At 43.6% G+C, this 24,383-nt stretch carries 26 protein-coding genes; all 26 read right to left on the reverse strand.

The features are described from left to right. Positions 1-31: 31 nt before the first annotated feature. The gene (locus CS060_RS00685) at positions 32-535 is read right to left on the reverse strand and encodes a DivIVA domain-containing protein (protein ID WP_099668586.1); all 504 of its coding nucleotides are present in this window, start codon (positions 533-535) and stop codon (positions 32-34) included. Positions 536-597: 62 nt separating this feature from the next. Continuing rightward, the gene (locus CS060_RS00690; RefSeq protein WP_099668587.1) at positions 598-1,371 is read right to left on the reverse strand and encodes a YlmH family RNA-binding protein; all 774 of its coding nucleotides are present in this window, start codon (positions 1,369-1,371) and stop codon (positions 598-600) included. Next, positions 1,371-1,643: a YggT family protein gene (locus tag CS060_RS00695; RefSeq protein WP_035046588.1), complete on the reverse strand. Its 273-nt coding sequence runs from the start codon at positions 1,641-1,643 to the stop codon at positions 1,371-1,373. Before CS060_RS00695 ends, CS060_RS00690 begins: the two co-directional genes overlap by 1 nt. A 2-nt stretch (positions 1,644-1,645) precedes the next feature. Beyond that, a complete protein-coding gene (locus tag CS060_RS00700) occupies positions 1,646-2,068 on the reverse strand; it encodes a cell division protein SepF (protein WP_035046585.1) in 423 nt (140 codons plus the stop codon). Then, on the reverse strand, positions 2,068-2,751 hold the full coding sequence (locus CS060_RS00705; RefSeq protein WP_035046583.1) for a YggS family pyridoxal phosphate-dependent enzyme: 684 nt from the start codon (positions 2,749-2,751) through the stop codon (positions 2,068-2,070). The genes CS060_RS00700 and CS060_RS00705 overlap by 1 nt, the downstream gene beginning before the upstream one ends. 1 nt (position 2,752) lies before the next feature. Beyond that, positions 2,753-3,553: a peptidoglycan editing factor PgeF gene (gene pgeF / locus CS060_RS00710; protein WP_035046581.1), complete on the reverse strand. Its 801-nt coding sequence runs from the start codon at positions 3,551-3,553 to the stop codon at positions 2,753-2,755. A gap of 69 nt (positions 3,554-3,622) precedes the next feature. Then, positions 3,623-3,865: a YlmC/YmxH family sporulation protein gene (locus tag CS060_RS00715; RefSeq protein ID WP_032101528.1), complete on the reverse strand. Its 243-nt coding sequence runs from the start codon at positions 3,863-3,865 to the stop codon at positions 3,623-3,625. 104 nt (positions 3,866-3,969) lie between these two features. Beyond that, positions 3,970-4,749, reverse strand: a complete 780-nt coding sequence (gene sigG, locus CS060_RS00720; protein WP_035046579.1) for an RNA polymerase sporulation sigma factor SigG — start codon at positions 4,747-4,749, stop codon at positions 3,970-3,972. Between the two features lie 65 nt (positions 4,750-4,814). Further along, positions 4,815-5,534: an RNA polymerase sporulation sigma factor SigE gene (gene sigE, locus CS060_RS00725; protein WP_035046577.1), complete on the reverse strand. Its 720-nt coding sequence runs from the start codon at positions 5,532-5,534 to the stop codon at positions 4,815-4,817. A 48-nt stretch (positions 5,535-5,582) separates the two neighbouring features. Further along, a complete protein-coding gene (gene spoIIGA, locus CS060_RS00730; protein WP_035046575.1) occupies positions 5,583-6,476 on the reverse strand; it encodes a sigma-E processing peptidase SpoIIGA in 894 nt (297 codons plus the stop codon). Between the two features lie 133 nt (positions 6,477-6,609). After that, entirely contained in the window at positions 6,610-7,728 is a 1,119-nt protein-coding gene (ftsZ, locus tag CS060_RS00735) for a cell division protein FtsZ (protein WP_035046574.1), read from the reverse strand. A gap of 28 nt (positions 7,729-7,756) precedes the next feature. Then, a complete protein-coding gene (gene ftsA, locus CS060_RS00740) occupies positions 7,757-9,037 on the reverse strand; it encodes a cell division protein FtsA (protein ID WP_035046572.1) in 1,281 nt (426 codons plus the stop codon). 80 nt (positions 9,038-9,117) lie between these two features. After that, positions 9,118-9,477 carry a small basic family protein gene (locus CS060_RS00745; RefSeq protein WP_006321460.1) on the reverse strand — a complete coding sequence of 120 codons (360 nt, stop codon included), beginning with the start codon at positions 9,475-9,477 and terminating at the stop codon, positions 9,118-9,120. Between the two features lie 5 nt (positions 9,478-9,482). Then, the gene (locus CS060_RS00750) at positions 9,483-10,199 is read right to left on the reverse strand and encodes a DUF881 domain-containing protein (protein WP_035046570.1); all 717 of its coding nucleotides are present in this window, start codon (positions 10,197-10,199) and stop codon (positions 9,483-9,485) included. A gap of 11 nt (positions 10,200-10,210) precedes the next feature. Beyond that, on the reverse strand, positions 10,211-10,924 hold the full coding sequence (locus tag CS060_RS00755; protein WP_082180247.1) for a DUF881 domain-containing protein: 714 nt from the start codon (positions 10,922-10,924) through the stop codon (positions 10,211-10,213). Further along, positions 10,887-11,669: a cell division protein FtsQ/DivIB gene (locus tag CS060_RS00760; protein ID WP_035046569.1), complete on the reverse strand. Its 783-nt coding sequence runs from the start codon at positions 11,667-11,669 to the stop codon at positions 10,887-10,889. The genes CS060_RS00755 and CS060_RS00760 overlap by 38 nt, the downstream gene beginning before the upstream one ends. 131 nt (positions 11,670-11,800) lie before the next feature. Continuing rightward, positions 11,801-12,709, reverse strand: a complete 909-nt coding sequence (gene murB, locus CS060_RS00765) for a UDP-N-acetylmuramate dehydrogenase (protein WP_035046567.1) — start codon at positions 12,707-12,709, stop codon at positions 11,801-11,803. Positions 12,710-12,749: 40 nt separating this feature from the next. Further along, complete coding sequence (gene murG, locus CS060_RS00770) at positions 12,750-13,841, reverse strand: undecaprenyldiphospho-muramoylpentapeptide beta-N-acetylglucosaminyltransferase (protein ID WP_035046566.1); 1,092 nt, start codon at positions 13,839-13,841, stop codon at positions 12,750-12,752. 56 nt (positions 13,842-13,897) lie between these two features. Then, entirely contained in the window at positions 13,898-14,998 is a 1,101-nt protein-coding gene (gene spoVE / locus CS060_RS00775) for a stage V sporulation protein E (RefSeq protein ID WP_035046559.1), read from the reverse strand. Between the two features lie 32 nt (positions 14,999-15,030). Further along, on the reverse strand, positions 15,031-16,365 hold the full coding sequence (gene murD, locus CS060_RS00780) for a UDP-N-acetylmuramoyl-L-alanine--D-glutamate ligase (RefSeq protein ID WP_035046558.1): 1,335 nt from the start codon (positions 16,363-16,365) through the stop codon (positions 15,031-15,033). Next, complete coding sequence (gene mraY, locus CS060_RS00785; protein WP_035046556.1) at positions 16,365-17,339, reverse strand: phospho-N-acetylmuramoyl-pentapeptide-transferase; 975 nt, start codon at positions 17,337-17,339, stop codon at positions 16,365-16,367. Before mraY ends, murD begins: the two co-directional genes overlap by 1 nt. Positions 17,340-17,362: 23 nt before the next feature. Beyond that, positions 17,363-18,829 carry a UDP-N-acetylmuramoyl-L-alanyl-D-glutamate--2,6-diaminopimelate ligase gene (locus CS060_RS00790; RefSeq protein ID WP_099668640.1) on the reverse strand — a complete coding sequence of 489 codons (1,467 nt, stop codon included), beginning with the start codon at positions 18,827-18,829 and terminating at the stop codon, positions 17,363-17,365. A gap of 68 nt (positions 18,830-18,897) precedes the next feature. Beyond that, positions 18,898-20,814, reverse strand: coding sequence for a stage V sporulation protein D (locus tag CS060_RS00795; protein WP_035046542.1), 1,917 nt, complete (start codon positions 20,812-20,814; stop codon positions 18,898-18,900). A gap of 64 nt (positions 20,815-20,878) precedes the next feature. Continuing rightward, positions 20,879-23,056 (reverse strand): penicillin-binding protein, encoded by a 2,178-nt coding sequence (locus CS060_RS00800; RefSeq protein ID WP_099668588.1) that lies wholly within the window; start codon positions 23,054-23,056, stop codon positions 20,879-20,881. 6 nt (positions 23,057-23,062) lie between these two features. Next, positions 23,063-23,425 carry a cell division protein FtsL gene (gene ftsL / locus CS060_RS00805; RefSeq protein ID WP_035046540.1) on the reverse strand — a complete coding sequence of 121 codons (363 nt, stop codon included), beginning with the start codon at positions 23,423-23,425 and terminating at the stop codon, positions 23,063-23,065. 17 nt (positions 23,426-23,442) lie between these two features. Next, on the reverse strand, positions 23,443-24,375 hold the full coding sequence (rsmH, locus tag CS060_RS00810; protein WP_035046538.1) for a 16S rRNA (cytosine(1402)-N(4))-methyltransferase RsmH: 933 nt from the start codon (positions 24,373-24,375) through the stop codon (positions 23,443-23,445). Positions 24,376-24,383: the final 8 nt, after the last annotated feature.

A 24,383-nucleotide genomic window follows, 5' to 3' on the forward strand; every position in this document is an offset into this window, starting at 1 on the left:
TCGATATTATAGGCAATAACAACGCTGCTCGTCAAGACTCGGTTATTTCTTGCACCGCTTCATCGTCAAGCTTGTAGTCTAATAAATGATCCCAATCGCCGTTATTTAACATATCAAGCTGTGCTTCAATTAACATTTTAAAACGATTGCGAAACACTTTCGCTTGACGCTTTAATTCTTCCACTTCCATCGCAATTTTCCGCGTTTTTGCAAGCGCTTCGCTAATGATGCGATCCGCGTTTTTCTCCGCTTCTTTAATGATGAGCTTCGCTTCTTTTTGTGCGTTTCGCTTCACTTCTTCCGCTGTTTCTTGCGCAATTAAAATCGATTTATTTAACGTTTCTTCAATATTTGTAAAATAGTTGAGCCTTTCTGTCAGTTCCCTTACTTTTTCTTCAAGCTGTTTTTTTTCACGTAGAATCATTTCATAGTCTTTAATGACTTGGTCTAAAAACTCGTTCACTTCATCTTCATCATATCCGCGAAAGCCTCGGCTAAATTCTTTATTATGAATATCTAACGGCGTTAACGGCATGTGGCCCACCTCCATCTTATGTACGTATGTGTCATTCGACATGTTTTGCGAAAATCCTGCTTTTATTTTGCTTTTTCGACAACGATGCGCCATTTTTCTTTTTTTGTTTGCCCGACAATCGCTTGCAGTCGGCAACGCCCATACCCGCGCAGCGAAAATAAATCGCCTTCTCGGCACTCCATATGCGCTTGGTCAACCGTTTTCCAATTGACTTTCGCGAAGCTTTGTTCAATAAGTGCTTGCGCTTTTTGACGCGATATACGGAAACATTGGGCCAAAATCGCATCGAGGCGCAAAGAAGAAACGGTAAACGTCTCTTCCTCCCACTGTTCTTCCACGACGAGAAGTTTTGAAAGCGGTTGTTCCTCTAACAATACTTTTGCTTTTCCAATCGCTGTCACGTTCATTTGAACAAACGGCGCAATTTCTTTAGCGACGACAATCTGAATGACATCTTCAACGATGACGATGTCGCCAAACTTTTCACGCTTTACGCCGAGCGACAACAAGGCACCGAGCACATCACGATGCCCAAGCGTCACAAATTTTTTCGGATAGCGAACGGAAAACAACGATAATTGAAAATCATCTTCATTCGGTTGCAAGTACGGCGGGTATAGTAGTGCACGCTTTCGCTCTACCGACGGTGAACCGCCAAAAAAAGCAACGTGCACCTCATCGTGATTGCCGACAATCGAGCGGACGATTTGTTGTTCGCGCGGAGTTAAAAAATCAGTGAGTTTCGGAGCATATTGTTCCGTCACGAGCCGCTTCCATTCACAAACGAGATCAATAAAATGATGCTCTTCCTTTCGAAAATGTTGATAAATGTCCATTACAGCCCTCGACTTACCATATCGACTAATCCGTAAACACCTGCTGTCGCAAAGCGTAAAACGAGCAAGGCGACGATCGGTGAAATGTCAATTATACCAATGGGCGGAATAAAACGACGGAACGGCTCTAAATACGGCTCACAAATGGTCGCAAAAAACTGCCCCACTTTCGTTTCGCGCGCATTCGGAAACCATGACATTAAAATGTAAACAATAATCGCATACGAATATACTTCAATAACTGTTGCGACAAAGCTTGCTATTTGATACACATTTACCACCTCTTTATTGTCGGTTCATCATCAGAAACAATCGAAATCGAGCCGCTTACATCGACATTATCTGGCGTGCATAAAAAAATGGTAGAGCCGACTTGTTGAATGTCCCCGCCAATCGCATACACCGTTCCGCTTAAAAAGTCGACGATGCGCCGCGCTTGATCGCGGTCAACACGATGGACATTGACGACAACGGCACGTCGATTTTTCAAATGGTCGGCAATTTCTTGTACTTCGGCATAAGCGCGCGGCTCAAATAAAACGAGCTTGGACGATTTTTGCACGCTTTGCAAACTAACGACGTTTTGCTTTTGTTCGGCTTTTGGTTGTTGGGCAACTTCTTCTTGCTCGTATTCATCTTCTTCCCATTTTTCTTCATCTAAGTCGAAAAAATCGCGAATTTTTTTCACAAATCCCATTATTCCACCTCCTCTTCACCGACAAGACATGTACCGAGTCGAAGAAACGTAGCCCCTTCTTCAACGGCAATGACATAATCGTTTGACATTCCCATCGACAATTGTGTGCAAGGGGCGTGCGGCAATTGTTTTTCTTGCACGCGTTCTTTTAGCTGACGTAGCGTTCGAAAACAACGGCGAATCGTTTCCTCATCATCCGTATACGGTGCCATCGTCATCAGCCCGACAACTTCAATACGTGAAAAAGCGGATAATGTTTCAATAAACGGCAATACGTCTTCTGGCGCTAATCCGTGTTTCGATTGCTCGCCTGAAACATTTACTTGCACGAAACATTTGATCGTCCGATTGGCTCGCTTGTCGATTTCTTCCGCTAACGAAAGACGATCGAGCGAATGAATGTAGTCGACGTAATCGATGATTTGTTTTACTTTTCTTGATTGTAACGTGCCAATAAAATGCCAAGTCGCTCTTTTTCCGACCGCTTCATATTTTTGTAAAAAACCGTCGGAACGACTTTCACCTAAATGAACGATGCCCGCTTCGATCGCCTCGTTTGCACGTGCGATACTTACGTATTTTGTCACTGCCACAATTTGGATGTCTATGGCGTTGCGTCCTGTTTTTTCACACGCGTCAGCAATATGTTGTTGAATCGTTTGTAACCGTTGCTTTACTGACATATCATTCCCTCCAGCCAATAAGCGCCATCATTCTTCCTGTTTTGCCACCATCGCGACGGTGGGAGAAAAATAATGACTGCTCACAGCTTGTGCAATGCGATGACATAGCGATGTGTTCGCTCGGAACACCTGCTTGCTGCAAAAGCTGTTTATTCATTTCTTTTAAATCGAGTGCATACTGTCCCTTACTTGTTTCATTATAAAGAGATTGAGGCGAGTTGACTAGCGCCTTTTCGACGAATGTAATGACACGGTCATCAACAATGTAACAACAACGGCCGATCGACGGGCCAATGACAACGTAAATATCATCAGCCCCTTCTTCTTTCCACCGCTTCACCATTTCGCCAGCGATGTTATGCACGGTTCCTTTCCAACCGGCATGTGCAAGTCCAATTAGCTTTTTACTTGGGGCAAAAAAGTAAAGCGGAACACAATCCGCAAAACAAAGCGCCAACATGAGCTGCTGTTCATTCGTATATAGTCCGTCTGTATGTGGTATAGCACTTTCGTACGTGCGCACCCCTTTTCCCGCATGTTCGTTCGTCACTTTTTCGATGTGTATACCGTGCACTTGATCGGCACATACCCAGCGATTAAGCGAAACGTTTAACAGCTCGGCTACTTTTTTCCGATTTTCATACACCGCGTTTCGATCATCATCAACGTGCATGCCAACGTTTAACGTCGCAAATGGCTCGCTGCTTACTCCACCTCGTTTTGTTGTAAACGCAACGATGACGTTTTCCCAGCCATCAAACAAAAGCAATGACTCATGCGCTTGTCGAAATATTTCACTCATCGTCCGACATCCTTTGTACAATTTTATCACTTTTTTTCCTATTTTATCACAGCTTGACGAAAACCTGAACTATTCATCGCCATCTAATCGAACGAGAATGACGTCAGCACCGACTTTGACAATATCGCGCCACGGAATGATGATTTCATCCGTCCGTCCGAATAAGCCGAGCACTTTCCCTGCACCGATAATAATAATGGCTTCAATTTGACCGGTCGTTAAATTAATATCAATATCTCCAATATTTCCGAGGCGTTTGCCATTTGCGACATTGACAACGTCTTTTTGTTGTAGTTCAGAAATTTTCACCATGTTCCACCGCTCCTTTTTTTCTTTCTATCTCCTATATGTATGCGCAAGGGAGGGGTTGTAGTCATTTCGAGGCCATAGAAAAACCCCCAACTGCTTGGGGGATGTTACCATTGAATATTTTTATTCATTTGTTTAATGGCGGCTTTTTCTAAACGAGATACTTGTGCTTGGGAAATCCCGATTTCTTCAGCCACTTCCATTTGTGTTTTTCCTTGAAAAAATCGTTTGCGAATAATCATTTTTTCACGTTCATTTAATCGGCGAAGCCCTTCTTTGAGCGCGATTTCTTCAATCCAATTCGTATCGCGGTTTTTCTCATCGCTCAACTGATCCATCACATAAATGGGGTCGCCACCATCATTGTAAATCGGTTCAAATAACGAAACAGGGTCTTGGATGGCATCTAATGCAAATACAATTTCTTCTTGCGGGACGTCTAAAATTTTCGCAATTTCTTCTGCCGTCGGTTCTTTTGCTGTTTCACTCATCATTTTTTCGCGCACTTGTAACGCTTTGTATGCAATGTCGCGCAGCGAGCGGGACACGCGAATCGGATTATTGTCACGTAAATATCGGCGAATTTCACCGATAATCATTGGTACGGCATACGTTGAAAATTTCACGTTTTGACTTAAATCAAAATTATCAATCGATTTCATAAGTCCGATACAGCCGACTTGAAACAAATCGTCGACATATTCACCACGATTGTTAAATCGCTGAATGACGCTTAATACGAGCCGTAAATTCCCGTTAATTAATTTTTCGCGTGCGGATATGTCACCGGCTTGCATTTGCCGAAATAATTCACGCATTTCTTCGTTTTTTAGTACGGGAAGTTTCGATGTATCAACGCCGCAAATTTCAACTTTGTTTCTTGCCATGTCTTTCCCTCCTTACAGGAGATGCTGTCAGCTTTCAGTATCTCCTTTGAAGGGAAAAATATGCATTACATCATTTTGTTAAATTCTTTTCGCAATCGTTTAATAATTCGCTTTTCTAGACGGGAAATGTACGATTGGGAAATGCCTAATAAATCGGCGACATCTTTTTGTGTTTTTTCTTCTCCTCCAGTTAAACCGAAGCGAAGTTCCATAATTTGTCTTTCTCTATCACTCAATTGATCGAGAGCACGAAATAGTAAGTTGCGGTCAATGTTTGCTTCTAAATCTTTCGTAATGATATCATCTTCTGTGCCTAATACGTCCGACAACAACAGTTCGTTGCCGTCCCAGTCAATGTTTAACGGTTCATCAAACGATACTTCTGAACGCACTTTATTGTTGCGCCGTAAATACATTAAAATTTCATTTTCAATACAGCGCGACGCATATGTAGCGAGTTTAATTTTTTTCTCCGGATTAAACGTATTGACCGCTTTAATTAGTCCGATCGTACCAATGCTAATTAAATCTTCGATGTTAATGCCGGTATTTTCAAATTTTCGAGCAATGTAGACGACGAGGCGAAGATTTCGCTCAATAAGTAGCGAACGCGCCGTTTCATCTCCAGAAGGAAGTTTTTTTAGAAGCATTTCTTCTTCCTCTTTTGTAAGCGGAGGTGGCAACGCTTCGCTCCCACCGATGTAATAAATTTCGTCCGCTTTGAGCCCTAATTTTTTTAATAGTTTGTACCATACATATGTGAGACGTAATTTGAATAACTTCATAAAAAACCTCCTTCTATTTCAGCACGATCGGCCGTATAATCATAATAATTACGAAGCTTGCGACATCACGATATGCGGATGAACGATGCAGTTGTACTCACCGTCCGCTGACAGCGATGACGGAGAAAAGCCAATGAGAGCTTTTTTGACAGATGTCCATTGTTTTCCGTCCGACCATTGCACTTCGTCTGGCTTGATCGCTACGAGTAGCTGTTGCTCGACGCCAACGGCACGATACGGGACGAAACGTATTCGGCTCACCCATTCGCTCGGGATGTCATCTGTGTACGTCCGTTTTTGAATCATTTGTAAAACAGCTTGAGGGAAGATGTGTGCGAACGGTTGCAATTCGACGATGATGACCGGTGTATTTGTTAACGGGTCACGCAATTGATTTCCGCTATCGACTAATCCTTTTAACGATACCGTTTGTCCAACACATGTCACACGCACATGAATGACATGTTCAAACCGCAACTTTTTTTCGCGAATCGTTCCCATTTGCACTTTTGATAGTAGCCATAAAATTGGAAACATGATGATAACAAACAACCAACTAATAGAAGTCGAATGTGTGAGCCATCCGGATGAATAAGGCGTCATTTCACTTTCTAGCAAAAAGTGAAAGGCGACCATCCCTCCGCCAAGCATAAACGTTGCAAAGTAAAAAGCGAGTACATTTTCGATAAAAAAACGAAACCGATGGAAACCGAAACAAATCCAAACGATGACAAAAGAGATGACGAGTTTCGTTACGAAATGAGACGTCATATAAGCAAAAGGTGTGAAAGTAAGCAAGACGAGCAGCGAACCGAATAATGCCGCAAGCATTAGTCGCCATAACTGAATGCGGCGCTTTAACATAATCGCCGCAAGCCATAGCAACATCGCATCAAAACAAAGATTTAATAACCATACGAGATCGGCATAAATCAGCGGCATCCCCTCCTTATCTTGAAACTAGTATATAGCACTTCCAATAGAAAAGTATGTCAAACGATGACGTCATTTTTTTAGAGATTTTGTCATATGGTGATGGAAATAAAAAAACGCCCACACGTAGTGAGCGTTTTTTTTAACGACGACGGTTACGATTGCGTAAAAAGGCAGGGATGTCGAGTGGATCTTCCGCTTGTTGTCCGCGTGTTGGCGAGTAGTCAACTGGCTCTTCTTTTTTCTCGCGCTTGACGCCAACGCTCGGTTTGACAACCGCTTGTCGCGTTGCTTTTGCTTGATTCACTTCTTCGTTAAATCCTGTCGCGATAACCGTAACGATAATTTCGTCTTTTAAGTTTTCGTTAATGACCGAACCAAAAATCATATTGACGTCTTGGTCAGCAGCGGATGCGACGATATCAGCTGCTTCTTGCACTTCGTACAAGCTTAAGTTTGTACCCCCTGTAATGTTCATTAATACGCCTTGGGCACCGTCGATTGACGTTTCTAATAGCGGGCTCGAGATCGCCTTTTTCGCTGCTTCTGCGGCGCGGTTCTCTCCTGTTGCTACGCCGATTCCCATAAGAGCTGAACCTTTATTGGACATAATCGTTTTCACATCAGCAAAATCTAAGTTAATTAATCCCGGTACGGCAATTAAGTCAGAGATGCCTTGTACCCCTTGACGAAGCACGTTATCTGCTTCGCGGAACGCTTCTAGCATCGGTGTGTTTTTGTCAACAATTTCTAATAGACGATCGTTCGGAATGACGATAAGTGTATCGACTGCTTCTTTCATCGCCGCAATACCGCTTGCCGCCTGCATCGCGCGCTTTCTTCCTTCAAACGTAAACGGCCGTGTGACGACGCCAACAGTAAGCGCACCTAAATCGCGCGCAATTTGAGCGATGACTGGAGCCGCCCCTGTTCCTGTTCCTCCGCCCATGCCGGCTGTGACGAATACCATATCGGCACCTTTGAGCGCCTCTTCAATTTGTTCTTTACTTTCTTCGGCCGCTTTTTTTCCTACTTCTGGATTTGCTCCTGCACCTAATCCACGCGTCAATTTCGCGCCAATTTGTAGCTTAATTGGTGCCTTGGATAAGTTTAACGCTTGGGCATCTGTATTGACCGCGATAAATTCAACACCTTGTACTCCATGTTCAATCATGCGATTGACAGCGTTATTTCCGCCGCCGCCGACACCAATTACTTTAATTGTCGCTAACTGATCAACAGTCGTGTCAAACTCCAACATGACATAATCCTCCTAGCCATTCAAATTGTCATTCAAAAAAGTATCCGAAAAATTTCTTAACTTTATGTCCGAAATGTTCTTCTTTTTGTTTCGGTTTTGCCGGCGCTTTATGCACCTTTTTCTCCACTTGGAAATCGTTTGCCGTGCTAGTAGAAAGAACGGGAACGTCTCTTCCCTGCAACTTTGCATTTTTATAGGCGAATTGAATTAATCCGACACCGTTTGTATATTGTGGGTCGCGCACGCCAATGTAATCTGGCATCGCCACGCGAACGGTATGTTCAAAAATCGCTTCGGCAAGTTCTAATACGCCCGGCATATTGGCTGTCCCCCCGGTTAACACATATCCGCCAGGCAAATCACGAAATCCGCGTCGACGAATTTCAGCTTGTGCCATTTGCAAAATTTCCTCTACACGCGCTTCAATCATATCTGCAATTTCTAATTGACTAAATTGTTGGTGTTGGTCCGTGCCAATGATCGGAACGCTAAATACTTCTTCTTCAGAAGCAAGATCGTAAAACGCATGTCCATGTTTTAGTTTAATGCGTTCTGCATCTTCTGTCGACGTACGCATGCCGATCGATAAATCTTTTGTAATATGTTCACCACCGATCGGAAGTACGGTCGTTGCTTGTAAAAACCCTTGTTCAAATACAGCGACCGTCGTTGAACCGCCACCGATGTCAATCAGTGCCACACCTAAGTTTTTTTCATCTTTCGATAGCGCAATCGAGGCTGCCGCTAGCGGTTGAAGACATACATCAAGCACTTCTAACCCCGCTCGTTCAACACAGCGAAGCACATTATGTAAAGCGGTTTTCGATGCGGTAATCATCGTTCCTTCCATTTCTAATCGGACACCTAACATGCCGCGTGGATCGTTAATTCCATCAAGTCCGTCAACGATAAACTGTTTTGGAATAACATCAATAATTTCACGCTCTGGTGGAACGGAAACGACTTGTGCCGCTTCAATGACGCGCGTGACGTCTTCATTTGTAATTTCTTTATTTTCACTTGATACAGCGACAATCCCGTTGCACGGTTGAAGTTGAATGTGATTGCCGTTCACTCCGACAATGGCGCCTTTAATCGTTACGCCGACCATCCGTTCCGCTTGTTCAATCGCTCGTTTAATCGATTGTACCGTTTCATCTATATCAATAATGGAGCCTTTTTTCAGCCCTTGCGATTTCACATTGCCGACACCGATAATGTTTAACTGATCGTTAATCATTTCGCCAATGATGACTTTTACACTGGACGTACCGATGTCAAGACTAACATAAAAATCGTTGCTGTTCATTCTGGTGGCACCTCCTTTACAAAATGAACGTTGTTATGTATATCAACACTATATTCCACATTCGAACAGCATTCCCTTTTTTATAAACGATTTTTTTGGCGGCTTTCTAACCATTTCGTTAGCAAAATTCGGCGGATGACAGCGATGTTTTGAAACAGGCGCACACCGAACGCAAATACAGCTGCTAAATACAAGTCTACACCAAGATGCACACCGAGAAAAGCTAAACTTGTTGCTAAAATAATATTAAAAAAAAATCCAGATACAAATACGTGCTCATCGTAAATATTTTGCAAATGTGCGCGAATGCCACCGATGAGCGTATCAAACGCTGCGAGCACCGCGATCGATAAATAGTTGGCATATTCGCTCGGAATACGCCAATCCGTCAACAATCCGAGCAATATGCCAATGACGAGGCCGAGCAACGGAAGCCACATCATGTTCACCTCCTAGCATCTTCGACTGCTTCCATTTGTTTGACGCGCACCGTCCCATCGTATGGAGGGATAACGACACGTGATTGTGGTTCTGAAATCGTAAGGAGTAAATTTTCAATCGCAAAATCATCGGCAAGCGTAGAAGCTTTTAGTCGGTTGTATAGTTTTTCCGCGTCCGCTGCAATGACTTTGATTTCAAACGGGAAAGAACGAAGCGGATACGAATCGACTTTCGTGACACCGTTAATGTCGCGAATGACCGTCGTGTTGACGATGCGTTGATCAGCAATCGATACATATTGAGCACCATACATATTTAATTCATTCATGAGTCGGCGAAGCAGCTCAGCAGACACCGTATCTTTAACCGGACCGACATACGATTCATCATACATTTGTTCAACATAAAGCACGACACCTTCTCCGACAACTTCCGTTAGCCCTGCTTCTTTTTTCAGCTCCTCTACCGTTTGACGAAGAATCGCTCCTTTGTTTTCTGAACGTTGCTGCTCATATTTTTCTAACGTTTCTTCATATTTTCGTATTTCATGTAACAGTTGTTTATGTAACTCTTGCTCTTTTTTTAAATCTTGTCGTATTTCCCATATGTCACGTGTGTCGCGCACGTTTGGTTCATGGCTTGTTTGAAATTGAATTGCCAACATGAAACCGATAATAAGCGACACAAACGTAAAATGCCATATCGTTTTTCGCGTCAACATCGCTCCCCCTTTTATTTTTGTATAAGTGGCTCCATCGTTATTTCTGATTTTTCTACAATGTCAACAACAATATGGTCGCTCGTCAATTGGTCTTTAACGCCTCCAGCGATCGTTAACGCAGGGATAAGTACGTTCGGATCGCCGATCGCTTGAATAACGAACGGGGCTGGGTGTTGCATCCCATCAATCTCAATGACCGGACCGTTGCAAACGATATACGACCGGTGTGATAATCGTTGACCGTTAATCGATATTGCAGACGCCCCCGCAATCAATAGTTCATTGACGACTTGAAACACATGTTGTTCGTGAACAATATAGTTTGTGGCGTTCGCTTCGGAAGGGATGTATGAAGCATCGGATAGCGTCACTTCTACTCCTTTTCCTTTTACTTTCACTTTGCCAAGATACATGCGCAACCGTTCGGCATCTTCGACAAGGTTAAAGTATACTTGCTCCTCGCTTCCTAATTCCTTTTCCATTTCGCGAACGCGTTGCTGTTTTTTAAACAATTCGGCTTGTAACTTTTTGTTTTGTTCTTGCTGTTCAATAAGCTGTTGACGATACTCGTATTCCTTATTCCATTGGCGTTCAAGCTGTCGATTGGCCGTCTCTTTTTTCGTCAGTTGATAAGAGAAGGCCAACATAAAGCCTAAAACTAAACAAACGAACGACAAAATGACATGGCTACCGTTCATTTTCATCGCTTTTGTCATTCCCTTCATCCGCTTCGTACGGTTTAAAATATGTGCTCATCTCTAAATGAAGGACGCCTTTCACCCCCGGCTGTAACTGGCTAACGATCGAAGGATAATGCACAATTTTTTCCGCAAAACGATCGACGGTAGCACTCACTTCTATGCCATCATTCATATAGACAGTAATATGCCTTTGATCCGATGAGTTTGGGGTATAATGAATTTCTGAGATGAGGTTTAAAATTGAACTTGGCGTGTTTGCCAATTGGGCAGCCATCTCTTGAATAGCCTCCCCTTCTTTCCATCCGACTAAAATCGGGGCATCGCTCGGAATCGCTCGTTTTGCATGCGTCAGCACTTTTCCGTTATCTAAAATCGGCAAAAAGGAATGCTTGTCCAAAATGTAAGCGATCCGCTTTCGCTCAACGACAACGATGTCGATGCGATTCGGGATTCGTTTGTTTACGTGCACTTCTTTTATTTCTGGATGTTCTTTTATTCGCTGTTCGACTTCGGCTTTTTTTACTTTCCAAAAGCTCGTCTTTTTCGTCACACCACTTAATTGAATAATATCTTTGGAAGCGACATGGTGATTTCCTTCGACGTGGATGACGGCAACGTTGCTTAGTGGCGACTGCGCATAAACAACGCCTAACAAAAGCATAAAAAATAAAGCGATGTATGCAATGAGTAAACGATTCGCGCGTTGTCTGCGCTGCTCTTTTAATTTTGGCACACGTTCTTCAAGAACAACAACTTTTCCTTTTCCCATTCATTCCACCTCGGTCGATGGACCAAATCAAAATAACAAGAAAACTAACGGCGCATATGAGCAACCGTTAGTTCGTTGTCTCCATTTCTATTATAGCATAATATAGAAAAAATTAGGATGGGGAAAATGTATTACTTTCGGCCAACAATTTCGACTTCAGTTTGCAATGACACGCCATATAAGTCGTAAATCGTCTTTTTCACATAATCGATGAGCTGGAGCACGTCGTTTGCTGTTGCTCCACCTGCGTTAACGATAAAATTCGCATGTTGTTCGGAAACTTTCGCTCCACCGATCGTATATCCTTTTAGTCCCGCTTGTTCAATTAACTGTCCAGCGTATTGTGGAAGGGGGTTACGGAAAATGCTTCCCGCACACGGGTAATTCCACGGTTGCGTTTCACGGCGGTAATCTTTATTTTTTTGCATCGCTGCCACAATTTCATCGCGGTTTCCTTTTTTCATTTCAAGCGTTGCTGCGATGCAAATGCCTTTGCGCTTTGTTTGTAGAACGGACGTACGATACGAAAACTCCAGTTGTTCATTTGTTAACCATTCAATCGTTCCGTCTTCAAATAAAATTTGTGCTTTTTTGACGATGCGCGACATATCCGATCCGTGAGCGCCGGCGTTCATATATACCGCTCCGCCAACTGTGCCCGGAATACCTCCCGCAAACTCCAGCCCAGACAATCCTTGCTTACTAATGACCGTTGCCAGTTTAATAAGCGAATATCCCCCGCCAACTGTGACTTCTGTATCATGAATATATAAGTCATCTAATCCTTCGCCAAGTTTAATGACAACGCCTTCAATACCTTCATCTAACACAAGTAAGTTCGAACCGCGACCGATCGCGCGCCAAGGTATGTCATATTTTCGGATGATTTCCATCGTCTTTTTTAAACCGTCTATATGTTTCGGTTCAACAAACAAATCAGCTGGTCCACCGATTTTGATCGTCGTATGACTGGCCATACGTTCGTTTTCTTTCACTGTTCCAACGTTAGCTTGCAGGAGCTCTTCACGTAGTTTTTCCAATGGTCTACCTCCTCTACCTCTTTCCTATATCGTATGCAATTTATGAAATCATCTCCACCATGACGCGATATAAACGTTCTGCGGCATCGCGAATGCCTAATTGAAACGCCGCTTCTTTCATATTTGTCAACGTTTGCTCGTCTAACAAGACGCGGTCGATATCGTCAAGCAAACGCGCACCTGTCAATTCGCTTTCTAAACGGACGATCGCTGCTCCCTTTTTTTCAAGCGCACGCGCATTTTTTTCTTGATGATTATTTGTCACATACGGGCTCGGAATTAAAATACTTGGAATGCCAAGCGCTGTAATTTCTGCAAGCGTCGTTGCACCTGCACGCGCGACGATGACATCGACTCCGGCCAATACTTCGGGCATATTATGAATAAACGGACGAATGATGACGTTTGATGGATTGCCGACATCGTTCACTGCCTTTATTACTTTATCATAATGAACGTCACCTGTAACATATAAAAATTGATACGGTTTTTGTTCAACTTCATGAAGCACTTGTAAAAACGCCTCATTAATCGGACGGGCGCCGCGACTGCCACCGACAATGAGCACCGTTTTTTTCTTCTCATCTAATCCGAGCAACCGTCTCGCTTCTCGTCCATCTTTTCCTACGACTTCTGATGCACGCGGGTTTCCTGTTAATACGACTTTTTCACTTGGAAAATATTCCTTTGTTTCTTCGAAGCAAATGGCGACTTTATCGGCATAACGGCTTAAAAATGTATTTGTCAATCCCGGAATGCTATTTTGCTCATGAATGATCGTTGGAATACCTAGTTTAGCCGCCGCATACACAACAGGTCCGCACACGTATCCCCCTGTGCCGAGCACAACGTCTGGTTTGTATTGTTTCAACAGTTTTTTGCATGCGCGCACACTTTTTATAAAACGCACGACCGTTTTGACGTTTTCTAATGAAAGACTACGTTTCAATCCGCTAATGTCAATGGCATGAAATGGGATGTTTTCTCTTGGAACGATCGTACTTTCTAACCCTTTTTTTGTCCCAATATATAATACATCGACGTTTTTGTGTTGTTTTTTTACTTCATGAATAAACGCAAGTGCAGGATAAATATGACCTCCTGTTCCGCCACCACTTACTACAATTTTCATCGTTTTCCCCCCTCATCGAACGTAACAGAAGAAGCTGACTTCCGTGAAGTCAGCCTTTAATACCGCGCATAACGGCTAATGTTTAACAAGACGCCAATCGCCATGAGCATAAGAGTCAATGACGAACCACCGTAACTTAAAAACGGCAACGTAATGCCTGTCACCGGCATTAATCCAGTTACGACTCCAATATTGATCATCACTTGAATGGCAACCATCGCAATGATACCGACAGCTAAAAAACTGCCGTATAAATCAGGAGCTCCTAAAGCGATGCGAATACCGCGCCAAAGCAATAAACTAAAAAGAAGTAACACAAGCGAACCGCCAAGAAATCCGAGTTCTTCCGCCAAAATAGCAAAAATAAAGTCCGTTTGGGGTTCAGGTAAGTAAAAAAACTTTTGGCGGCTTTGCCCGAGTCCAAGCCCAAATAGCCCGCCTGGCCCGATCGCATAAAGTGATTGAATGATTTGAAAACCGCTGCCTAGCGGATCTTCCCATGGGTTTAAAAATGACGTAATGCGCTTGATGCGATATGGGGCAGATAACACAAGTCCAGCAAACCCTGCCAATCCAAGCAAGCCGAGAACGAGGAAATGACTCATGCGCGCGCCAGCGACAAAAATCATGACGACGCACGTGCCAACCATGACCGTTCCCGTTCCTAAATCGGGCTGTAACATAATCATTCCGAATGCAATAAACACGAGCGTTAAAGACGGGAGTAACCCTTGTTTAAATGATGCGATTTTTTTTTGGTTTTCAGATAAGTATTTCGCTAAAAATGCGATCATCGCCATTTTCATAAATTCAGATGGCTGAATGGAAAATGCACCAACGCCAATCCAGCTACGCGAACCGTTGCGCACCATGCCGATGCCCGGAATTAAGACGAGGACGAGAAGGATAAAACAAACAATAAGCAACACTTTTGCCCACGTGCGCCACGTCCAATAGTCGATGTTCATGAAAAAAAACATCGCAACAATGCCAACTCCTGCAAACAGCAGCTGGCGTTTAGCAAAGAAAAACGAATCGTGAAACTTGTAATCCGCCCATATGGCGCTAGCGCTATACACCATAACAAGCCCGATCGCCAACAACGAAAACGTGATGATCATTAACAAAAAATCAGGTGCAGACTTTTTTCCATGCAATGCGGAACACCTCAATTTACTTAAAATTCGTCTTATTTAAGCTTATGCACCGCATGTACAAACATGTCCCCACGTTGTTCGAAAGTTTTATATTGATCCCAACTTGCACACGCCGGAGAAAGTAAAATGACATCGCCCGATGACGACCATTCATATGCGGCAAAAGCTGCTTGTTCCACATTATCGACACGTTTCACTCGCTGTATTCCTGCTTCGCGCGCAATGCGTTCAATTTTTGGCGCTGTCTGTCCGAACGTAATGACGGCTTTCACATGTTTGAAGTAAGGCAGTAACTCGTCAAACTCGTTGCCGCGATCTAATCCACCGGCCAGTAAAATGACCGGCTCATGAAAAGCGCTTAACGCTTTTTGTGTCGCTAATATGTTTGTCGCTTTCGAGTCGTTATAAAATTTTCGTCCATTAATTTCAGCGACAAACTGCAAGCGATGAGGAACGCCTGTAAACGTCGTTAATACGCGGCGAATCGAGTCGTTGTCTGCACCTGCAAGTTTCGTTGCGGCAACAGCGGCTAATATGTTTTCGAGATTGTGCGTTCCGCGTAGTGCCACATCTGTGATGTCGATGATGCGCTCGTCGTGAAAATAAATGGCTCCTTCTTTCACCGTTGCCCCATGCGATAATGGCGTTTTCACAGAAAACGGCACTTTTTGCGCGCGGCTTTTTTCAGCTAATTGCATGACGATTGGATCATCTGCATTGACGACAGCATAGTCCGTTTCTGTTTGGTTTTTAAAAATGTTTCCTTTTGCTTCTGCGTACGCTTCTTTCGTGCCGTGATAATCTAAATGCGCATCGAAAATATTTAACAACACCGCGATGTGCGGACGAAAGCGAATCGTTCCGAGCAGTTGGAACGAAGATAATTCCATCACGATCATATTATCTTTTGTCGCATGTTTTGCAACGTCGCATGCCACTGTCCCAATATTTCCTGCAATTAACGGTCGACGTTTCGCTTCTTGCAACATGTGATAAATCAAGGTCGTTGTCGTCGTTTTTCCGTTTGAACCTGTAATGCCGATAATAGGAGCTTGTGACGTTTCGTACGCAATTTCTACTTCCGTAATGATCGGAATATGTTTGTCGAGCGCTTTTTGAACGAGCACGTTTGAGTACGGAATGCCGGGATTTTTTACGACAAAATCAAACGGCTCATCAAGCAACTCAAGTGGATGCCCGCCGCATACGAGACGGACGCCAAGCGCTTCTAACTCTTGCTTTTCTTGCTCACTCGGTTCATTGCGGTCGTTGACGACGACATCGGCGCCGAGCTCACGAAGCCGTTTCGCCGCTGCCCATCCGCTTTTTGCTAAACCTAATACGAACACTTTTTTTCCGTTATACATTATACCCACACCTCAATATAAATTCCTAAGATGGCAAACAATAAGCCGACTGCCCAAAACGTCACGACAACGCGCCACTCCGACCAGCCGATTAACTCGTAATGATGATGCAACGGACTCATACGAAACACGCGTTTCCCTGTCGTTTTAAACGAAATGACTTGAATGATGACCGATAACGTTTCAATGACGAATACGCCACCGATAATCACCAATAATATTTCAAGTTTCGTTAAAATCGCAATGGCGACAATCGCCCCGCCAAGCGCAAGCGAACCAGTATCACCCATAAACACTTTAGCAGGGTGTGCGTTAAAGACGAGAAATCCAAGCACAGCCCCGACGACAGCAACGCTAAAAATGGCGATGTCGTATTGCCCTTGATTCCATGCTAATACAGCATATGCACCAAAAGCAATTGCCGCTGTTCCTGCTAGCAACCCGTCTAAGCCGTCCGTTAGATTAACTGCATTCGATCCGCCAACAAGCATAAAAATAATAAGCAAAATATACGCAGCGCCTAAATCGACGGAAACGTTCGTACCTGGGATCGAAACGACCGTTGAAATGCTGTAATGTTGAAAGAAAAAGTAAAAAATGAGCGCAATCAATAATTGTCCTGCTAGTTTTTGTTTGCTCGTTAAACCAAGGTTACGTTTCATGACAACTTTAATGAAGTCATCAACAAAACCGAGCAATCCGTAGCCAAGCGTCACAAACAACAATAAATATGTTTGGGGTGTCCGTTCAAAAAATATATCGCTCATCATAAACGTTGTAATGGAAAGCGATAATAAAATCATTAATCCGCCCATCGTTGGCGTCCCTGATTTTTTTTGATGAGATTTTGGGCCTTCTTCACGAATACTTTGCCCGAACTTCAATCGCCTTAAAAATGGAATAAAAATGGGCGATAACACAACTGTGATGATAAAGGCAAGCCCTGCCGTAAACAAAATGACTTTTTCGTTCATGATCGTTGCACCTTCCCCATCTTCTATTGATCTTTTCTTCGTTGAATAGCTTCGCGTGCGACGACACGATCATCAAAATAGAACACATCTTTCCCGATGATTTGATACGTCTCATGCCCTTTTCCAGCAATTAAAACGATATCGTCTTTTTCAGCGTGCTCAATCGCATATGTAATCGCCTCTTTTCGATCGACAATGCATACGACGTCTTCAGCTACGCCTTGTTTCATGTCGTTTAAAATGGCAATCGGGTCTTCTGAGCGCGGATTATCCGATGTAAAAATCGGGACATCGCTATATTTGACAGCGATTTGCGCCATCAATGGACGCTTCGTCCGATCGCGATCCCCGCCGCAGCCGACTACGACGAATATGCGCTTTTTGGCAAACTGCCGAATCGTTTGCAATACGTTTTCTAAACTATCTGGCGTATGAGCGTAATCAACGATGACGGTAAACGGTTGACCGGCATCAACGACTTCAAAACGCCCCGAAACACCTTCGATGTCAGCAATGGCTTCCACAATCGTACGAAGCGGAATGTTTGATACGAGGCAAGCGCCCACCGCGGCTAATAAATTATATACATTAAACATGCCAATGAGCTTCGTTTTCACTTGTACGATTTCATTCGGGGTCACAAGTTGAAATGTTGTACCGCTCGTTGTTATTTCAATATGTTTCGCCATAATGTCGCTTTTATGATGAATGCCGTACGTCACGACTGTTGCTGCTGTGCTTTTTTTATATTCTTCTGAGGCAGCATCGTCAGCATTCAGTATTGCAAACTTCGGACGTTGATGATCAAAACGATTGCCGAGTTGTGCAAACAGAAGTCCTTTCGACCAACGATAATGCTCCATCGTTTGATGATAGTCTAAATGGTCCTGCGTTAAATTGGTAAACACAGCAACATCAAAATCGCACCCGTGTACTCTTCCCATATGTAGCGCATGTGACGATACTTCCATCGCAGCGATGTCCACGTGCGCGTCAACCATTTTACGAAACATTTTTTGTAAAACGAGCGATTCAGGTGTTGTATTTTTTACATCATACGTTTCATCACCAATTTTCATGTTAATCGTGCCGATGAGTCCGGTTTTTTTCCCAGCGTGACGACATATACGTTCAATTAAGTGCGTCGTCGTCGTTTTTCCGTTCGTTCCTGTCACACCAATTAAATGAAGCTGATGCGTCGGTTGGCCGTAAAACGTATCAGCTAACACCGCTAACGCACGGCGGCTATCATTCACGTAAATGACCGGTACAGGCAATGTGAGCGGTTTTTCTGCCACGACTGCAACTGCTCCGCGCGCCACAGCTTGTTCAGCAAAATCGTGCCCATCTACTGTAAATCCTTTGATACAAACAAATAATGAGCCTTGTTTGACTTCCCTTGAATCCATGTCGATCGATGTAATCGTTGGATTTTCTGTTACAAGTGGGGTAAAGCTATGTAAATGTTGAAGTAATGTTTGTAACTTCATACCGATCGTTCCTTTCTTTATTACTATATAAACAGAAAAAGAAGCCATGAGGATACTCCCTCTAGGCTTTACCGTTTCGTTCCAAAATAAACCCGGATCGTTGCTCCTTCTTTCACTTTAACTCCAGGCTTCGGAGCCTGTTCAACGACTGTATCGCCTTCGCCACTACCATCTAATTTTAAGTGAAAAAGTTGCTGTTGCAAATCTTTTTTTGTTAAACCGATTAAATTTGGCACTTCTACATAGCGTGGATCAAGCCATGTCGTTTCTTTTTCAATTTGCTGTTTGCGCGGTTTGACACCGAGCGCGCGTAAACTATCTTCCATGATGTTTCCAACAATCGGGGCAGCAACAACGCCACCAAATTGCACCGTTCCTTTCGGATTGTCGACCGCCACATAGACAACAATTTGTGGATCGTCCGCTGGCGCAAAGCCGATAAATGAAACGATGTGATTGTCTTTTAAATATTGACCGTCTTTTGCTTTTTGAGCTGTTCCCGTTTTTCCGCCGACGCGATATCCATCGACAAACGCTCCCTTCCCTGTTCCTTGCGCTACAACGCTTTCAAGCGCATAACGAATTTGTTTTGACGTTTCCTCGGAAATAACCCTTCTTTTCGCTTTTGGCGTTTGTCGTTGGATCACTTCTCCTGTGACCGGATCAAGCCATTCTTTTGCAATATAAGGTTGGTATAAAATCCCTCCATTTACCGCAGCGGCGACCGCCGCCACTTGTTGAATCGGCGTGACAGCTACCCCTTGACCGAAAGCGGTCGTTGCTTGTTCGACCGGTCCGACACGATGAAGTGGAAACAAAATACCTTTTCCTTCTCCTTGTAAATCAATGCCCGTTTTTTCACCGAAACCAAATGCCCGAATATATTCGAATAGTTTTTCTTTACCGAGCCGGTCACCGAGTTCTACAAATCCGGGGTTGCAAGAGTTTTGGACAACTTCAAGAAACGTTTGATCGCCATGCCCCCCACGTTTCCAACAGTGAAGTGTCGCTCCAGCAACTTTGACATATCCCGGGTCGTAAAAATGTTCTTTCAATAAATCAACTTTTTTTTCTTCTAAAGCTGCCGCAAGCGTAATAATTTTAAACGTTGATCCCGGTTCGTACGTGCTCCAAATGGGCAAATTGCGGTTAAAAATTTCAGGTGGCACGTTTTGAAAGTCAGCGGGATCAAATGTCGGACGGCTTGCCATCCCTAAAATTTCACCGTTGTTTGGATTCATCGCAATCGCAATGATTCCGTCGGGGCGATACGTTGCTTCTGCAATCGTTAGTTCTCGTTCTAAAATCGTTTGTATACGTGTATCGATTGTCAATTTTAAATCAAGTCCATCGACCGGTGGCGTATACGCGTCCGCCATCCCTGGCATGCGCTTTCCTTTCGCATCGGAATAAAATTGAACAGAACCTGGCTTGCCGCTCAACTGCTTATCGTAATAAAGCTCAAGCCCCATCAATCCTTGGTTGTCAATGCCGGCAAAACCAAGCACATGCGATAAATAACTTCCGAACGGATAATAACGTTTCGAGTCTTCAGCAATGTATACACCTTTCATCCCTAAGTCGCGAATTTGTTTCGCTTGCTCGTTTGAAATTTTGCGTCCTTCTGGATGAATACGTTCAATTGATGTTTTTTTCGTCACATGTTTATACGCTTTTTCTTCTGACATGTGTAATATGCGCGCGAGCTCTTTCGCTACTTCCGACGGGTTTTCAATTTGTCTTGGGACGACGAGCACGGATGGGGCACTCATATTTGTTGCTAAGGGTACCCCGTTACGATCGACGATTTCTCCACGCTCTGGCTCAAACGGGATGTTTCGACTCCATAAATCTTTCGCCCGCTCTGTTAACATATCTCCTAAAACGAATTGCACATAACCGAGACGAATGTCAATAATCGCAAAAATGAAAAATCCGATCAGCAAAACGGTCGTCAACCGTTTTCGAACAGTTACTGCACGCATATAGCGGAACCTCCTTATATGTTTCGGCTCGTTCCACTATATGCTTGTACCGTTTCATATAGAACTAATCGACCGGACCGTCTGTTTCTTGTTGTTCTGTTTCGGTTTGTTGTTTTTCATCCATTTCTGATGGTTTCGCCAGTTCGACAATCATATAGTCGTTTCGTTTGACGACTGATCCCGGCGTAATACTTTGCCTAAATACGTATCCGCTTCCGATAAAGCTTGGCTTTAACTGCAACAGTTCCGCAAGCTTCATGACATCGCGCAACGACCAGCCCGTGACATCTGGCATCATTGCATCCCCATCCGTTTGTAGCAACACGCGATCTGGCACAACGACGTGTTCGCCTGCTTTTGGAAATTGCGCATGCACTTTCGTTCCTTTTCCGATAATGGTTACATGTAACCCTTGTTTTTTCAATGACTGCGTGGCTTGTTCAACCGAATGACCGACATACGAAGGAAGGGCGATGCTTTTTTCTTTTTTCACTCGTTTTTTCTGAACGGTTGGTTGAATGTTTAAATATTGTAGACTACTTTTCATAACAGAATTAAAAATCATCGATACAGGTGCTGCCCCTGTTTCCGTATATGAAATGTTCGGTTGTTGCACAGCAACATACATAATTAAGCGCGGATTTTCACGCGGTGCCATCCCTAAAAATGAAAAAATGTAGTTTTGATGACCGGTTAAGTATCCGCCTTTTGGGTCTGGAATTTGTGCTGTTCCTGTTTTCCCTGCGACGCGATAGCCTTCAATTTGATACGGACGCCCTGTTCCTTTCTCAGATGTGACGACCGTTTCTAAAATGTCTAATACTTTTTCAGCTGTTTCTTTTGAAATCGGCGTATCAACAACGGTCGGCTCGTGCTTCATCACTGTTTTTCCTGTGTTTTCGTCAACAATGCGATCGACAACGTACGGTTTCATCATTTTCCCACCGTTTGCGATGGCGGTTGCTGCTTGAATTTGTTGAATCGGTGTGACCGACGTTCCTTGTCCGAACCCTGTCGTCACTTTTTCGATCGGATAACGATATAAAATGTTTCCTGTTTTTTCACCCGGCAACTCAATGCCTGTTGGCTCGTTAAAATGGAAACGATGCAAATATTGCAAAAAGCGATCTTCCCCTAATTTTTCCTGTACAATTTTTGCGAATGCGACGTTTGATGAACGTTGCACCCCTTCAAGAAACGTAATTTTGCCCCATCCTACTTTATTATGGTCGCGAATGCGATGGGGGCCGACTTGATAAGAACCGGATTGATACGTCTCGTTCGCTTGAAACACCCCTTCATTCACCGCAGCAGCAAGCGTGAAAATTTTCATCGTTGATCCTGGCTCATACGGATACGAAATCGCATCGTTAAAATAGTTTTCAATGTTTCGCTTGTTCGGATCAAAACTCGGGCGGGTGCTCATCGCTAAAATCGCTCCTGTTTTCGGGTCGGCGACAATGGCAATGATTTTTTTCGGCTCATATTGTTTTTCAACGGCATTCATCGCGTCTTCTAAAAACGTTTGAATATGTTTATCGATCGTTAAATAAATGTTTTTACCGTTTTGCGGTGGAACGATTTGTTCATCTGCATACGGGAGTTTAAACCCTTTTGGGTCGCTTTCATACTTGATCTCCCCGTCTTTTTCTTTCAGCTGCTCGTTAAACTGCTTTTCAATGCCCATTTTTCCTTCCGCTTGTTTCGTTGCTTCATCTTTTTGGGCATAGCCAACAACGTACGAAGCAAATGTACCGTTCGGGTAAAATCGTTTTGAGTCACGTACAAAAGTAATACCTGGAAGCTTTAGCTCCTCAATTTTTTGCTTTACCGTTTGACTAATGCCGCGGCCGTTCGGGCCGAACTCAACTTGCTTCGCCTTCTTTTTTAAAATGCGCTCGACGTCCGCCACGTCCATTTTTAATAGTGGCGCTAGCTTTTGCGCTGTTTTTTCAGGATCGGTCACATGTTGCGGCATGTCCGGATCGAGAATGGCAGCAACCGTATATGAAGGAATGTCTTCAGCGATTACTTCTCCGTCTCGATCAAAAATCGTTCCGCGCTTTGCTTCAAGCGTGTGTTTTTTGAAATAACGTTTTTGCGCCTCGACCGCTAACACTTGTCCATCCGCAACACCTGTAGCTTGTAAATAAACGAAACGTCCAAACAATATAAAAAAGAGCAAGCTAAAAAAACCGAAACATATAGCTGCTCCTCTATGTGTATGTTTATGCTTTCTCATTCGGCATCAGTCCTGCACAACTTTTACGTTATTTTCGTTTAATGTAAGGCCGAGTTCTTTCGCTTTCGCTAAAATGCGTTCGTATGTGCTTAACTCTTGTACTTGCACGTATAAATCGCGGTTTCGTTTTTCTTGCTCTTCAATGTTCATTTGCAACTGTTGCACTTCTTTATTGACATGATAAATGGTAAATTGATTCGAAATGATCGTAACGCTACTATATAGCGTAAAGGCGAGAAACGAAACAAATACGATTTTTTCTCCAAAAGTCCAACGTATGTTCCGTTTCTGTTTCTTTCTCGGCATACGTTGCACGTGTTGTTCTTGTTGTACTTGTTGTACTTTTTGTTGAATACGAACAGCAGCCATATAACTTTCCCCCTTTTTTACAGTTTTTCAGCAATACGCAGTTTCGCAGAGCGTGCGCGGTGATTATGTTGCAATTCTTCTTCGGACGGAACGATCGGTTTTTTTGTAATGATTTTTAATTTCGGCTTATACTCATCTGGAATGATCGGCAATCCAGGCGGCAAGTGCGGCGTTTCACTTGCTTGTTTAAACGCGAGCTTACAAATGCGATCTTCAAGCGAATGGAACGTAATGACGCTAATTCTTCCCCCGGGCTTTAATAGATCAATCGCTTGTTCAATCGCTTCTTCAAATGCGCGCAATTCGTCGTTGACCGCAATGCGAATCGCTTGGAACACGCGCTTTGCCGGATGGCCTCCGGTGCGACGCGCTGGTGCCGGAATCGCTTCTTTAATGATTTCTGCAAGCTCCGTCGTCGTTTCAATTGGCTTTTGCTTGCGCGTTTGCTCAATTTTACGAGCGATCGCTTTTGAAAACTTTTCTTCGCCATATTGGAAGAAAATTTTCACAAGTTGCTCATACGGCCATGTGTTGACAACGTCGTATGCTGTTAATGTTTGGTCGCGGTCCATGCGCATATCGAGCGGCGCCTCATGTTGATAACTAAAGCCGCGTTCGGGCATATCTAACTGCGGTGATGATACGCCGAGATCGAATAAAATGCCATCGACTTCATGCACACCGTAAAGCGCTAGCTGTTGTTTCAAATAGCGGAAGTTGCTTTTAATGATCGTAAACTGTCCGCTATATCGTTCGAGCTTTTGCTGTGCATGACGAATCGCCACATCATCTTGATCGAAGGCAAACAATCGTCCTTCTGGCGATAATTGCGATAACAAATATTCGCTATGTCCAGCTCCACCGAGCGTACAATCTACATATGTACCATCTTTTTTAATATTTAATCCGTCAACTGTCTCTTTTAATAATACGGTTACATGATGAAACAATGATGTCA

This window comes from Anoxybacillus flavithermus (assembly GCF_002742685.1).
Lineage (GTDB): Bacteria > Bacillota > Bacilli > Bacillales > Anoxybacillaceae > Anoxybacillus > Anoxybacillus flavithermus_E.